Here is a 14,750-nt window from a genome sequence, read left to right as displayed (position 1 = left end):
GAACAGGAAATCGGCTACTGGGGCCAAGGCACACCGACCCGAGCCTGAGCGGTTGTTCTGACTAAAAAACCTTTGGTGCCCGCACCATTTCAACTCGCTGGGGCTGGGTATGCCTCAGAGCCGATTTTCTAGTCGCGCAGCGAATAGCATGAGGCCCTGAGGCATACCCAACCCCGGCAGGTACAAAAGGTCGTTACGAAAAACGGACTCTAGTGCCCGCCGCCGAGATACGCAGCCCTAACAGCCGGATCGTTACGCAGCTTCTCGGCGTCACCGTGCACAGAGATGTTTCCGTTCTCCAGCACATAGCCATAGTCCGCAACCTTGAGTGCGGCAGCAGCAAACTGCTCCACCAGCAACATCGTCACACCACGTGACTTTAAGTCGGCAATGATGCGGAAGACTTCTTCCACCAGAATCGGCGCCAAGCCCATGGAGGGCTCGTCCAGCAGCACGATGTCTGGGTTCAACATCACCGCGCGTGCCATCGCCAGCATTTGCTGCTCGCCGCCAGACAAGGTGCCAGCCAACTGATTGCGGCGTTCTTTCAGGCGCGGAAACAATTCCATCGCCCGCTCCAGATCACCTGCCACATCGCCTTTGGGGCGGCTGCCGGTCAACCGAGGGAAGGCGCCGAGGGTCAGGTTGTCGGTGACGGACATCGTGGCAAACACGCGCCGTCCTTCGGGCGAATGGGCCAGGCCCAACTTGGCAATGGTGTACGACTCCAAGCCATCCACACGCTTGCCCTGCAGTGTGATTTCACCGGCGGTGGGCTTGATCATTCCGGAGATGGCGCGCATCGTCGTGGTCTTACCGGCGCCGTTGGAGCCGATCAGCGTGACCACTTTGCCCTTGGGCACGTCCAGCGAAATACCGTGCAGTACCTGCACCTTGCCGTAACCGGCTTCGAGATTCTTGATTTGCAACATGGGTGAAATCCTGGTGTCTATTACTGTGACGTTCAGGCCGCCGTGCCGCCGAGGTAGGCCTCGATGACCTTCTCGTCGGCTTGCACTTCTGCGGGTTTGCCTTCGGCAATCTTCTGGCCGAAGTCCAGCACCGAGACGTTGTCGCAAATACTCATCACCACATCCATGTGGTGCTCGATCAGGATCACGGTGATGCCGTGGTCGCGGATCTTGCGGATGATGGAAACCAGTTCCTTGATATCGGGGGCGGTCAAGCCGGCGGCTGGTTCGTCCAGCAAAAGCAATTGCGGATCGAGCGCCAGTGCACGGGCGATTTCGAGCAAGCGCTGTTTGCCATAGGGCAGATTACGCGCTTCCTCATGGGCCAAATCGCCCAAGCCCACGAACTGGATCAGACCCATACCGCGCTCAATCGCCGCCTTGTCTTCACGCAAATAGCGTGGCGTGTGCAGGGCAACGTCCAGAATATTGCTGGCAAACGTGTGGTGCAAGCCGACCTGTACGTTTTGCAGTGCGGTCATCTCTCCGAACAATTGGACGTTCTGGAAGGTGCGCGCAATGCCGGAGAGCGCAATGTCGGACGACGTGCGGCCCACCACCGTGTGGCCCGCAAACTCAATGCTGCCTGCCGTCGGCACGTAGATGCCTGTCAGCACATTCATCATCGTGCTCTTACCGGAACCATTGGGTCCAATCAGGCCATGGATAGTTCCGCGCTTGACGACCAGGTCCACCAGGTTGATGGCCTTCAGACCGCCAAATTGCATCAGCACGCCTTTGGCTACCAAGAGATCGCTGCCAGTTTCGCTTTGGCCAGCGTTCGAGGCCACCATCACCGCATCCTTGACCGAGGCCTGCACGTCCGCAACAGGCGCGCCAGTGCGGCTGGTCTTGCGGACAAACAGGTTACGCGCAAAGCCGACGATACCGTCCTGCAGGTAATAGACGACGAACAGGATCATCAAGCCGAAGATGGACAAACGCCAGTCGGTGATGGACTGCAGCCAGAACGAAAATCCGGCCAAGGCCACGGTGCCAACCACCGGGATGATTACTGCACGCGGTGTCGTGAGCTTCTTCACGACGCCCACCACCGCACCAACCGTTATCAACACCGCCAATGTGCTGGCCACGATGCGGAACAACTCCAGATCATCCAGCAGCTTGGGCAGGATCACAATGATCGCAGCACCCAAGAGAGCGCCAGAACGGGTTTTTCGCCCACCCATGATGACCGCCAAAAGGAACATCACGGTCAATTCAAAGTTGTAGGTATTAGGCGAAATGTATTGTTCGGAATACGCGTACAGGCAGCCACCCAGACCGGCGAACCCCGCGCTAATCACGAATGCATACACCTTGTAGCGGTACACCGACACGCCCATACAGTCCGAAGCCACCGGGCTGCCACGCAATGCCTCAAAGGCACGCCCGAGCTGGGACTTGAGAATACGGTCCACCACTATCAGCGACAGCACCATCATCGCGAACACCAGCCAGTAAAAGCCGTGTTCGTTCAGTTGTGTGTCGGCAATCGACGGTTTGGGAATCTTGATGCCCAGCGGCCCTTCGGTCAGGAAGTCCATCTCGTTGATCAGAATCTGGATGATGGTGCCAAAGGCCAGCGTAACCATCGCAAGGTAAGGGCCTGACACGCGCAAGGCAGGCAAGGCCAGCAAAGCACCAAAGCCTGCAGTGACCGCAATGCTGGCCGGAATGATCAACCACAACGGTGCGCCGAACTTCAGGAACAACACACCCGCGGTGTAAGAGCCCACGCCGAATAAACCCGCATGGCCCAGTGACACCTGGCCGGTGTAACCCACCACGATGTCCAGCCCATACAGCAGGATGGCGTAAATCATGATCGTGCCGATCATGTGGATGTAATAGGAGTTGCTGATAAACAGCGGCGCCGCACCCAACAAGGCCAGGCCAATCAGTGCAACCCAAAAAGATTTGCGATTCATCGTCAGACTTTCTTGATCGCGGTTTTACCGAACAAGCCGGACGGCTTCAACGCCAGTACCAGCAACAGCAACACCAGACCGGGTACATCCTTGTAGCCGGTGGAAAGGTAAAAACCCGTGGTCGTTTCGGCCACGCCCAAAATAATGCCACCCACAATGATGCCCAAGCCGCTGGTTAGGCCACCAATGATGGCGACCGCAAAGGCCTTCAAGCCCAGCACTGAGCCCATCGTTGCACCAGTCAATGTCAGCGGCGCAATCAGCGCCCCCGCAAATGCAGCGGTCGCGGAGGACAGTGCGTAGGAGAAGGTAATCACCAGCCCGGTGTTGATGCCCATCAGCTTGGCCGCGTCGCGGTCATTGAAGGTGGCCACCACGGCCTTGCCGTAAATGGTTTTGCGGTTGAAAAACTCCACCGCCAGCATCATCAGGATGGCCCCCACCACCACCAAAATTTCCATGGGCAACACGTTGGCGCCCAGCAGCTTGATGGGAGATTCTGGCAACGGCGATGGGAACTTCAAATCATCTCGACCCCAGACGTTTTCTGCCACGTTTTTGAAAATGATGCCCAGCGCGATGGTGGACATGATCCAGCCAAATTCGCTTTTGATCTTGATGGCTGGCCGCACGCCTATCCATTCGACCACGCCGCCTTGCAACATGCCGAACACGATCACGATGGGCAGCATCAGCCAGTAGTTGACGCCCATGTTGACCAGCGTCAGGCCCACCATGGCGCCCAGCATCAGGGCGTCACCCTGCCCGAAATTAAGCGTGTCAGATGTCTGAAACGTGAGCTGGTAGCCGAACGCAATGACCGCGTAGATCATGCCCAGCGCAATACCGCTATAGACAAGTTGAAGCAGGATTTCCATAGATAGGACTCGCCAAAAAGAACAAATTCAAACCAACACAACAGCCTGCATAAAAAGGCACCGCGGCAGTCTAAAAGACCGACGCGGTGCCATCATGCTACGAAATGCGAGCAGCGCTTACTTTTTAACGGCCAGCGCACCCTTGGCATTGACATCTTTCACGCGCACTTCCGAAGCCTTCTTGAAGTCAGCTTCATAGGCATACACCACGCGCTGGCCCTTGACTTCGCCAAATACGGGGATATTGGCGGTAATGGCTTCGTGGTCTGTCTTGGTGAACGGCTTGTTGTAAGTGGTGACCACACCGTCCACAGGCGTCTTCAAGTCTTCCAGAGCAGCCTTGATCTTCGGGCCTTCAGTGGAGTTGGCCTGCTTGATGGCGGCTGCCAGCAGGTAGATGGAGTCGTAACCCTGGGCTGCAGACACGGGCGAATCGATGCGTGCGTTCTTCGGGTTGAAGGTCTTCAGATAGCTGATGATGAACGACTGGCGCTTGGGCGTGGTCGGTTCCTGCACAAAGGTTTGCGGCATGCGCGCCCCTTCACCGCCAGGGCCTGCGTTGTCAATGTAGTTAGCCATCGACAATGTCCAGCTGCCAATGATTGGCACCTTCCAGCCCAGCTTGGTCATGCCGTTGGCAATTTGCGCCAGCTCAGGGCCAATACCGTAAGTCAACACCGCTTCGGCACCGGCTTCCTTGGCCTTGAGCAACTGGGCGGTCATGTCCACATCCTTGATGTTGAACTTTTCAACTGCCACAGCCTTGATGCTCTTCAGCGCCAGCGCCTTTTCCAGATCCGCGCGGCCCAATTGGCCGTAGTTGGTCGAATCGGCCAGAATCGCGACTTTCTTGAAGCCACGGCGGGTGATCGCCTCTTCCACAATCATCGGCGCCTGGATGCTGTCATGGGCAGCATTGCGGAAGATGTAGTTTTCGGGCTGGTCGTCAAACTGGTGGGTGATGATGGAGCCAGTGGCCACGTTGTTCATCACCGGAATCTTGGCTTCCTGGAAGAAGCGCTGCGAGGCCAGTGCCACGCCGGTGTTGATGTAACCGACCGCAGCGGTGACTTTTTCCTTGTTGATCAGTTCCTGGGCAATCTGCACGCCACGTTCGTTCTTGGCTTCGTCGTCACGCTCGACGACTTGAATCTGGCGACCCAGCACGCCGCCGGACTTGTTGATTTCTTCGACTGCCAGGCGCACGCCATCGCGCATGCTGACACCCATGGAGGATGAACCACCGGTAAATGGACCTGCCACACCGATCTTGATCGGGTCGGCGGCCATTGCCAAACCACCCACAGCCAGCGTTGCCGCCGCAAATGCGACCTGCGTCATCATGCTTTTCAAACGATTTGTCATGTTGTCTCCTGTTGTAAAAATTAGCTCAACACCGCAATCTAATCAACGTGCCTGCTATCTGGCTTACAGATAGCCAACAACTAGCTGACGGCAGTCACCTAAGCGGCTGAAACTATTTTGAATCAATTCGGATTTTTTTTCACGCAAAGCCCCCATGGCGGAAATGCGTGCTCCATCTTGGGGCATAAAGCCGCCAGACGGCTCTGGCGGATCAGTCGTCTTCGTTGGCCGCAATGCCAGGGAACAGAACTTCGGTATAGCCAAACTGCGTAAAGTCACGCACTCGCATCGGGTACAGCTTGCCGATCAAGTGGTCGCACTCGTGTTGCACCACGCGGGCATGAAAGCCGTCCACGGTACGGTCGATGGGGTCGCCGTACTGGTCAAATCCGGTGTACCGGATATGCGCCCAGCGCGGTACCACGCCGCGCAAGCCAGGCACAGACAGGCAGCCTTCCCAGTCACTTTCCTCTTCAGCGCCAAGCGGTGTGATCACCGGGTTGATCAACACTGTGGGCGGCACGGTGGGTCGGTCCGGGTAACGCGGGTTGTGGTCGTTGGAGCCAAAGATCACCAGTTGCAGGTCCACGCCGATCTGCGGCGCAGCCAGGCCGGCGCCATTGACTGAACGCATCGTGTCCAGCATGTCGCTAATCAACAGGTGCAGTTCGTCAGTGTCGAATTCGGTGACGGGTTTTGCAACCAACAACAGGCGCGGGTCGCCCATCTTCAGAATCGTCTTCATGCTCATTTCAGCATCTCCAACATGGCTGCTTCGTCCAGCACCGGCACGCCCAACTCGTTCGCCTTGTCCAGCTTGCTGCCCGCCTCGGTGCCTGCGACCACATAGCTGGTCTTCTTGCTCACCGAACCGGCCACCTTAGCGCCGGCCGCCTCCAGCAGGTCTTTGGCTTCATCGCGGCTCAAAGTCGGGAAGGTGCCGGTCAACACAAAGGTCTTGCCCGCCAAAGGCTTGGGCGTTTGTACCGCGGCGTCGCCCTCTTCCCAGGTTACGCCACAGGCGCGCAGCTGTTCCACGACCTCGCGGTTGTGCGGTTGCGCAAAGAAAGTATGGATGCTTTTGGCAACGATGGGGCCTACGTCGTTGACGTCCAACAGTTGCGCCTCGGTCGCGTCCATGATGGCGTCGAGCTTGCCAAAGTGGCGCGCCAGATCTTTCGCGGTCGCTTCGCCCACATGGCGGATGCCGAGGCCGTACAGAAAGCGTGGCAATGTGGTTTGTTTGGATTTCTCCAGCGCGTCGACAATGTTCTGAGCCGACTTCTCGGCCATGCGGTCCAGGGCTGCCAGCGAGGTCAAACCCAGCTTGTACAGATCGGGCAGCGTGCGTATCACATTGGTTTCGACCAACTGGTCGACCAGCTTCTCGCCCAGCCCTTCAACTTCGACCGCGCGACGCTGCGCGTAATGCAGGATCGCTTGCTTGCGCTGCGCGCCGCAGAACAGGCCGCCACTGCAGCGGTGGTTCATCTCGGACTTCTCGCGTACTACCGCGCTGCCGCAGATCGGGCAGGTGCGGGGCATGCGGAAGTTGGGAACGTAGGTGGCGCGCGGCCCGCTGCTCACAATGCCCACCACTTCGGGAATCACATCGCCCGCGCGGCGCACGATGGCGTTGTCACCGACGCGAACTTTCTTGCGGCGCAATTCAAACAGGTTGTGCAGCGTCGCGTTGGACACCGTCGTGCCACCGACAAACACCGGATCGAGACGCGCAACGGGCGTCAGCTTGCCGGTCCGCCCCACCTGCACATCAATGCCCAGCACCTTGGTAATCTGCTCTTGCGCTGGATACTTGTGCGCCACGGCCCAGCGCGGCTCGCGGGTCACGAAGCCGAGTTGGCGTTGCAGCGCCAGGCTATTGACCTTGTAGACCACGCCGTCAATGTCGTACGGCAACTGGTCGCGTTCACGGCCAATACGCTGGTGATACGCTATTAATTCAGTAGCGCCTTGCGCAATTCCCACCTGCGCTGCAACCGGAAACCCCCATGATTTCAGGGTCTGCAGCATGGCGTAGTGGGTCGCAAAGTCGGGTCCACCATGGTCTGCCGGAGTAACTTCACCCAGTCCGTAGGCGAAGAAGCTCAAGGGCCGCTGCGCAGCAATGCCAGGATCCAACTGGCGGACCGCGCCAGCAGCAGCGTTGCGTGGATTCACAAAGGTCTTTTCGCCCTTCTCGCGCTGCTTCTCATTCATGGCCTCGAAATCGTCGCGGCGCATATAGACCTCGCCGCGCACTTCCAGCACAGCGGGCATACCTTCAGGGAGTTTTAAAGGAATCTGACCAATCGTGCGAATGTTCTGCGTCACGTCTTCGCCCGTTTCACCATCACCACGCGTTGCGGCCTGCACCAACACACCTCGTTCGTAGCGCAGGCTCATCGCCAGCCCGTCAAACTTCAGTTCGGCCACATACTCGACTGGTGGGTCAGCGTCTGTCAGCTTCAATTCCTTGCGTACGCGCGCGTCAAAGGCTTGTGCGCCAGACGATTCGGTGTCGGTCTCGGTGCGGATACTGAGCATGGGCACGGCGTGGCGCACCGGCGCAAACTGGTCCAGCACCTTGCCGCCTACGCGCTGGGTCGGCGAATCCGGCGTTACCCATTCCGGATGCGCGGCTTCAATGGCCTGCAACTCCTGGAACAGCTTGTCATACTCGGCATCGGGAACCTGCGGCGCGTCCAGCACGTAATACTGGTGGGCATGGTGATGCAGCTTGCTCTTGATCGCTTCCAATTTGATAGCTGCTTGCGCACTATCTACGCCGCCTGCAGCCCCAAAAAGCTCCAAATTCGGCATATATCAGCACCGCCCGGCCGCCCGAAGGTGCTGATGCACCCCCTCGGGGGGCAGCGACCACACGGAGTGAGGGAGCGTGGGGGTCATATTCTCAGGAGAACAAGCGGCGCGCCAAAGGAGAGCCCGCGGCCAGATCGCGCTGCTCCAACGTGTCGTACAAGGCCTGCAGATCCGCGGCAATCATGTCTAAGGTGGCGGGCACCAGTGGTTGGCCATTGTCATCAGTGACCACGCCTTCCATGGCTTCTGCCAGCGCTGTTGCAGATTCGCGCATACGCTCGAAGGCGTGCTCTGTCCGGTCCACCTGTGCGACATCGAGATGCAAGGCCAGCTCGCGAATCGCGGATTGGGCTGGATCGTCTGCTAGCGCGGCTTGCGAATCAAAGCTCAACACCAGCAACGGAGGCAAACCATCGGCACTCGCGGGCAAGACCATACGTCCCGGAATCACGCCAGCCACAAAGCCCAGACGCGCAGCGCTCTGGTGCACATAGCCAGGGCTCCAGGACGCATTGCGCGCGCGGATCGTGAAGCCGAGCTGGGCATCGTGCGCGCTGGCAAACTGGTCCAGCTCGCGGGCCCGGGCCACTTCGTCCAGCATCTCCGGGAATTCAGGAGTCGCGTTAATCGCATCCGCAAACGCTTGCGTTTTGACAACGAACTCGGAGTATTCAATTTCGTTCAGCGCGCCAGAGCGGTTGGCCATTTGCACGCCGGCCTGAAAACCTCCATAGCGCTGGCCGGGCTGGGGTTGCTCCCAGACCAGCGTTTGCAGGTTGTAGCCTTCAATTGAAAAAGGTTTGCTGCCAGCGCGGCGTGTGGCAGGCATCGCCGCCAGCGCCGCATCGCCAGACACCGCGTGCACCGAGCTGTCCAGCGCCAGCGTGGCGATCACATCGATCAGCGAATCCATCACCGGTTTGCGCGCAACCGGTGGCAGGTTGAATTGGTTGGCGTCTGGCACCGTGTCCAGCGTGGGCTCTGCGGGAGGGTGATTTCCATCCGGGGGTTCGGGCAAAGCTTGCCGCGGCGTGTTCTTGTGCGAGGTCCATGCGCCGTGGGCGACCACGCCTACCAAAACCAAACCGCCCGCAATGGCCAAACCAATTTGCAAATTGCTCATAGTCGCTTTATGCCAATTCGGCCAGGCTGACCGCGGATTCCATGTCCACCGCCACGATGCGTGACACGCCTTGCTCCTGCATGGTCACGCCGATCAGTTGTTCTGCCATCTCCATCGCAATCTTGTTGTGACTGATGAACAGGAACTGCGTTTCCTTGCTCATGCTGGACACCAGCTTGGCATAACGCTCGGTGTTGGCATCGTCCAGCGGCGCGTCGACTTCGTCCAGCAAACAGAACGGTGCTGGGTTCAACTGGAAGATCGCGAACACCAACGCAATCGCCGTTAGCGCCTTCTCACCGCCCGACAGCAAATGGATGGTCTGATTCTTTTTGCCCGGCGGCTGCGCAATCACCTGCACGCCGGAGTCCAGAATTTCGTCACCGGTAATGACCAGGCGCGCATTGCCGCCGCCAAACAGCTCGGGGAACATGCGGCCAAAGTGGTCGTTGACCTGCTTGAAGGTGCCAGACAGCAACTCGCGCGTTTCGGCGTCGATCTTGCGGATCGCGTCTTCCAGCGTGTTCATCGCCGCCATCAAGTCTTCGTTTTGCAAATCGAGGAACTGCTTGCGTTCGCGCGATGCCGTCAGTTCGTCTAGCGCAGCCAGATTGACCGCGCCCAGCGAGGTGATCTCGCGCTGAATACGGTCGATATCGCTTTGCATGCCAGTCAGGCGCACATTGTTTTCGCGGATGCTGGTCTCTACCGCAGCCAGGTCGGCTTGCGCGTCCAGCAGCAATTGCTCATACTGCTCAAAGCCCAGACGTGCGGCCTGCTCCTTGAGCTGGAATTCTGTGATGCGCGAACGCAGCGGATCGAGTTCGCGCTCCAGCTGCATGCGGCGCTCGTCGCTGGCGCGCAGCTTGGTGGTCAGATCGTCGTACTCGCTGCGCTTGGCAGCCAGTGCCTGTTCGCGCTCCAACTTCAGGGCCAGCGCAGTTTGCAATCCGGCCTGGGCTGCGGCATCGGTTAAACGGGTCAATTCTTCCTGGGCGCGTTGTTCTTCCGAATGGATGGAGTTGGCCTGCTGTGCAGCCGTCTCAATCGATCGGTTCAACTCGGCATTGCGGGCCTGCAGGCTCCGCTGCGCAAAGGTTGCTTCTTGCGCCTGGCGCTCCAGGCTGCGCTGTTGCTCACGGCACTCGACCAGCTTGCGTTGTGCATCGATCACGCGTTCGTCCAGTTGGGCGTGGCGCTCCTGGCTGTCGGCCAGTTGCATGTCCAGCGACTCGAATTGCCCTTCGGCATTGGCGCGACGCTCTTGCAGGTCTTGCAGCTGGGCCAGGATTTCCGACAGGTCCGAATCAATCTGCGCGCTGCGCGCACGGGCCTGCTCAGCCAATTGGCTCAGGCGCAGGGTTTCGACCTGCAGCTCATGGGCCTTGCTTTGTTCTTCCACCGCTTCCTTGCGGGCCAGCACCAGGCGCTGTGCGCTTTCGGCGTAGGCCGATTCGCTGCGGGCCAGCGTCACGCGGGATTCATCGGCGATGAAGACCTGGGCACGGACCTGCTTTTCCAGGTTCTCGATTTCCTGCGCGCGGGCCAACAGGCCGGCCTGCTCGGAATCGGGCGCGTAGAAGCTGACGCTGTGCGCGGTGACTACATGGCCGGACTTCACGAAGATGCCCTCGCCGGCCTGCAGCTTGTCGCGCTGCGCCAGCGCTTCTTCGAAGCTGTTGGCGGTAAAGCAGCCGTGCAACCAGTCCGTCAGGATGGCCTTCTGGCCGGCATCGTTGACGCGAAGCAAGTCGGCCAGGCGGGGCAAATTGGAGTTGGAATTCGCAGCACCCGCTTGCGGTGGCGAGAAGAACGCCAGCTTGGCAGGCGGTGCGTCATTGCCAAAGGCGCGCACCATGTCCAGCCGGGACACTTCGAGTGCGCCCATGCGTTCCCGCAGTGCGCTTTCCAGCGCGTTTTCCCAGCCTTGTTCGATATGGATGCGGCTCCACAGGCCTTGCAAACCGTCCAGACCGTGCTTGGCCAGCCAGGGTTGCAGCTTGCCGTCGGTTTTGACCTTTTCCTGCAGGGTCTTCAGCGCTTCGAGGCGCGCACTCAAGTCGGCTTGTTTAGCGGATTCGGTGTTCACATGCTGCTGCGCTTCGCGGCGTGCTTCATCCAGCTGCGGCACCGAGTCCTGCAATTCATGCAGACGGGCCTGCGCCACTTCATTGGCTTCCTGAACTTCTTCCAGTTGCTGCTGCAGCGCTACAAGACGCGCCTCATCGGGCGACGTCAGTGCATTGCGGTCCTGGTCCAGCCGGTCGCGGCGGTTTTGCAACTGGCGTGACTGTTCTTCAATATTGCGTTGTTCTGCGGCCAGCACCTGAATCTGCTGCTGCACCTGCATCACGCTGCCACGCTGATCGTTCGCAGCGCTCTGGGCGGTTTGCTGCGCTTCTTCCAGCTCAGGCAGACGCATCGCCTGCTCTTCCACCTGGGCGGCCAGCAATTCGGTCTGTTCGTCGCCGTGCAACGCCAGTTCAGCCAGACGCTCCAGCTCAGCCTGGGCATCGTCTCTGCGCGTGCCCCATTGGGCCAATTGTTCTTTCAGCGCGACCAATCGCTGCTCTACACGCAGACGACCTTCGACGACAAAGCGGATTTCGGCTTCAAGACGGCCCACATCGGTGCTGGCTTCGTACAACAGACCCTGCGCCTGGTTGACCTGATCGCCCGCCGCGTAATGCGCCTGGCGCACGGTCTCCAGATCGGCTTCGATATGGCGCAGATCGGCCATGCGGCTTTCCAGCGCGTTGACCGCACCTTGTGCATCGGCCTGTACTTTGGCTTGGTCAGACTGGGCTTCGGCCCGCTTCAGGAACCATTGCTGATGCTGCTTCTGGGTTACTTCGCTTTGCAAGGCGTTGTACTTGGCGGCCACTTCGGCCTGTTTTTCCAGTTTTTCCAGATTGGCATTCAACTCGCGCAGGATGTCTTCGACGCGAGTCAGGTTTTCGCGAGTGTCGGAGAGGCGGTTTTCGGTTTCCCGGCGGCGTTCCTTGTACTTGGACACGCCAGCGGCCTCTTCCAGGAAAAGGCGCAGCTCTTCGGGCTTGGATTCAATGATGCGGCTGATCGTGCCCTGGCCGATGATCGCGTAAGCGCGTGGACCGAGACCGGTGCCCAAGAACACGTCCTGCACGTCGCGGCGGCGCACCGGCTGGTTGTTAATGAAGTAGCTGCTGGTGCCGTCACGTGTCAGCACGCGCTTGACCGCGATTTCACCAAACTGCCCCCATTGGCCGCCAGCGCGATGGTCGGCGTTGTCAAACACCAGTTCCACACTGGAGCGGCTGGCAGCCTTGCGGGTGGTTGTGCCGTTGAAAATGACGTCCTGCATCGACTCGCCGCGCAACTCGCTGGCCCGGCTTTCGCCCAAAACCCAGCGCACGGCATCCATGATGTTGGATTTGCCGCAGCCGTTGGGCCCCACCACGCCTACCAACTGGCCTGGCAGCAGGAAATTGGTAGGTTCGGCAAATGACTTGAAGCCAGATAACTTGATGGAATTGAGACGCACGGGAGAAAGATGCTGACGCTTGGCAGTAAGTGAGCGAGCCTGCAATGATACCGCCTGATAATGGCGCCCCATGAACCCGAATTTGTCCCGCCTGCAGGCTTATCCTTTTGAGCGCCTGCGCCAGCTTTTCGCCGGCATCACGCCCAACCGGGCCTTTCGCCCTATCAGCCTCGGTATTGGCGAGCCCAAGCACCCCACGCCCCAACTGATCAAGGACGCCTATGTGGCCGCCATCCAGTCGACGGACGGAGGCCTTGCCAGCTACCCCGCTACGGCTGGCGAAATGGGGCTGCGCCAATCGATTGCGGCATGGTTGCAACGCCGCTATGGCCTCGAATTGGGCGCAGCGGACCAAATCCTGCCCGTGAATGGCTCCCGTGAAGCCTTATTTGCGATCGCACAGACGGTAGTCAACCCAGCCCATCAAGGCGCCGAAGACGGACGCCCCTGGGTGGTTTGCCCCAATCCGTTCTACCAAATTTACGAGGGCGCGGCGCTACTGGCCGGGGCTCGACCTTACTTCGTTGACTCCGACCCAACACGCAATTTCGCACCGGACTGGACCACAGTACCCGAGGCGGTCTGGGCTCAAACGCAGCTATTGTTTGTCTGCTCTCCGGGCAACCCGACGGGCGCGGTAATGCCATTGGAAGAATGGAAGCTCTTGTTTGAGTTGAGCGACCGCTACGGTTTCGTCATCGTTTCGGATGAGTGTTACAGCGAGATTTACTTCCGGGAAGAGCCTCCGCTAGGCGCTTTGCAAGCCGCAGCCCAACTGGGGCGGCCAGATTTTAAAAACCTGCTGGTGCTCAGCAGCCTGTCCAAGCGCAGCAATGTGCCTGGCATGCGCAGTGGTTTCTGTGCCGGAGATGCCAAACTGGTCAAGCAGTTCCTGCTGTACCGCACCTACCACGGCAGTGCGATGAGCCCGGTCGTTCAAACCGCCAGTATCGCGGCATGGAACGACGAGGCGCATGTCGTCGAAAACCGCCGGCAGTATCGCGAGAAGTTCGAACGCGTCACACCGCTGCTGGCTGAAGTGCTGGATGTCAGCCTGCCGGATGCCGGGTTTTATTTGTGGGCTGGCGTGCAAGGAAGTGATGCCGATTTCGCACGCGAGCTGTTCGCTCTTTACAATGTGACGGTATTGCCGGGCAGTTATCTGGCGCGTGAAAGCCCACAAGGCAACCCCGGCACGTCACGAATTCGCATGGCGCTGGTCGCCGAAACCCAGGAATGTGAAGAAGCTGCGGCGCGCATCGTCCAATTTGTCAAAAACCGAAACACCTGAAACTCCGAGTCTCATGACCCTTCAACTGCAACAAATCATTGATTCCGCGTGGGAAAACCGCGCCTCTTTAAGCGCCAACGCCGTCTCCGCCGAAATTCGCGACGCCGTCAACCACGTAATTGACCAACTCGACACTGGCAAGCTGCGCGTGGCCACCCGCGAATCCGTCGGTCAGTGGACGACCCACCAATGGATCAAGAAGGCCGTGCTGTTGAGCTTTCGCCTGAACGACAACGCCATCATCAATGCTGGCGATCTGGGTTTTTACGACAAAGTGCAAACCAAGTTCAGCGGCCTAGACGCTGAGGCCATGAAGGCTACTGGCGTGCGCGTGGTGCCGCCTGCCGTTGCACGGCGCGGCAGCCATGTCGGCAAGGGCGTGATCCTGATGCCTTCTTACGTCAATATCGGTGCCTTCGTCGACGAAGGCACCATGGTCGACACCTGGGCTACCGTTGGCTCCTGCGCGCAGATCGGCAAGAACGTGCACCTGTCTGGCGGGGTCGGTATTGGTGGCGTGTTGGAGCCTATGCAGGCCGGCCCGACCATCATTGAAGACAATTGCTTTGTCGGCGCCCGTTCTGAAGTGGTCGAAGGCGTTATCGTCGAAGAGAACTCGGTGATCTCGATGGGCGTTTACATCGGCCAGAGCACCAAGATTTATGACCGCGCCACCGGCACCGTGACCTATGGGCGCATCCCATCCGGCTCGGTGGTGGTATCAGGCAATCTGCCCAGCGCAGACGGCAGCTACAGCTTGTATTGCGCAGTGATCGTCAAACGGGTTGACGCGCAAACCCGTGCAAAAACTTCACTCAACGATTTGTTGCGTGACTGATTGAGGA

The 14,750-nt window shown here is 59.2% G+C and carries 10 protein-coding genes; 2 read left to right on the top strand and 8 right to left on the bottom strand.

The features are described 5' to 3' along the window. Positions 1 to 209: 209 nt before the first annotated feature. The 8 genes from AC1DV6_RS12560 to smc all read right to left on the bottom strand — a co-directional run bounded on the left by AC1DV6_RS12560 (position 210) and on the right by smc (position 12,614). Positions 210 to 932, bottom strand: coding sequence for an ABC transporter ATP-binding protein (locus tag AC1DV6_RS12560; RefSeq protein WP_477977806.1), 723 nt, complete (start codon positions 930 to 932; stop codon positions 210 to 212). Positions 933 to 964: 32 nt separating this feature from the next. Beyond that, complete coding sequence (locus tag AC1DV6_RS12555) at positions 965 to 2,902, bottom strand: branched-chain amino acid ABC transporter ATP-binding protein/permease (RefSeq protein ID WP_477977805.1); 1,938 nt, start codon at positions 2,900 to 2,902, stop codon at positions 965 to 967. A gap of 2 nt (positions 2,903 to 2,904) precedes the next feature. Next, complete coding sequence (locus AC1DV6_RS12550; protein WP_477977804.1) at positions 2,905 to 3,780, bottom strand: branched-chain amino acid ABC transporter permease; 876 nt, start codon at positions 3,778 to 3,780, stop codon at positions 2,905 to 2,907. 117 nt (positions 3,781 to 3,897) lie between these two features. After that, positions 3,898 to 5,145: an ABC transporter substrate-binding protein gene (locus AC1DV6_RS12545; RefSeq protein ID WP_477977803.1), complete on the bottom strand. Its 1,248-nt coding sequence runs from the start codon at positions 5,143 to 5,145 to the stop codon at positions 3,898 to 3,900. Positions 5,146 to 5,356: 211 nt separating this feature from the next. Then, positions 5,357 to 5,896 carry a peptide deformylase gene (gene def / locus AC1DV6_RS12540; protein WP_477977802.1) on the bottom strand — a complete coding sequence of 180 codons (540 nt, stop codon included), beginning with the start codon at positions 5,894 to 5,896 and terminating at the stop codon, positions 5,357 to 5,359. Continuing rightward, a complete protein-coding gene (gene ligA, locus AC1DV6_RS12535; RefSeq protein ID WP_477977801.1) occupies positions 5,893 to 7,968 on the bottom strand; it encodes an NAD-dependent DNA ligase LigA in 2,076 nt (691 codons plus the stop codon). The genes def and ligA overlap by 4 nt, the downstream gene beginning before the upstream one ends. Positions 7,969 to 8,059: 91 nt before the next feature. Further along, the gene (locus AC1DV6_RS12530) at positions 8,060 to 9,091 is read right to left on the bottom strand and encodes a cell division protein ZipA C-terminal FtsZ-binding domain-containing protein (protein ID WP_477977800.1); all 1,032 of its coding nucleotides are present in this window, start codon (positions 9,089 to 9,091) and stop codon (positions 8,060 to 8,062) included. Between the two features lie 7 nt (positions 9,092 to 9,098). After that, positions 9,099 to 12,614 carry a chromosome segregation protein SMC gene (gene smc, locus AC1DV6_RS12525; protein WP_477977799.1) on the bottom strand — a complete coding sequence of 1,172 codons (3,516 nt, stop codon included), beginning with the start codon at positions 12,612 to 12,614 and terminating at the stop codon, positions 9,099 to 9,101. Positions 12,615 to 12,684: 70 nt separating this feature from the next. Between smc and dapC the strand changes: the two genes are divergently transcribed. Then, complete coding sequence (gene dapC / locus AC1DV6_RS12520) at positions 12,685 to 13,905, top strand: succinyldiaminopimelate transaminase (RefSeq protein WP_477977798.1); 1,221 nt, start codon at positions 12,685 to 12,687, stop codon at positions 13,903 to 13,905. 13 nt (positions 13,906 to 13,918) lie between these two features. Beyond that, positions 13,919 to 14,743: a 2,3,4,5-tetrahydropyridine-2,6-dicarboxylate N-succinyltransferase gene (gene dapD, locus AC1DV6_RS12515; protein WP_477977797.1), complete on the top strand. Its 825-nt coding sequence runs from the start codon at positions 13,919 to 13,921 to the stop codon at positions 14,741 to 14,743. The last annotated feature ends 7 nt before the right edge of the window (positions 14,744 to 14,750 follow it).

Source organism: Rhodoferax sp. P2_H8_2 (genome assembly GCF_056403235.1).
Note: the sequence above shows the minus strand (reverse complement) of the source record. Positions and strands in the feature narration are given on the sequence as shown.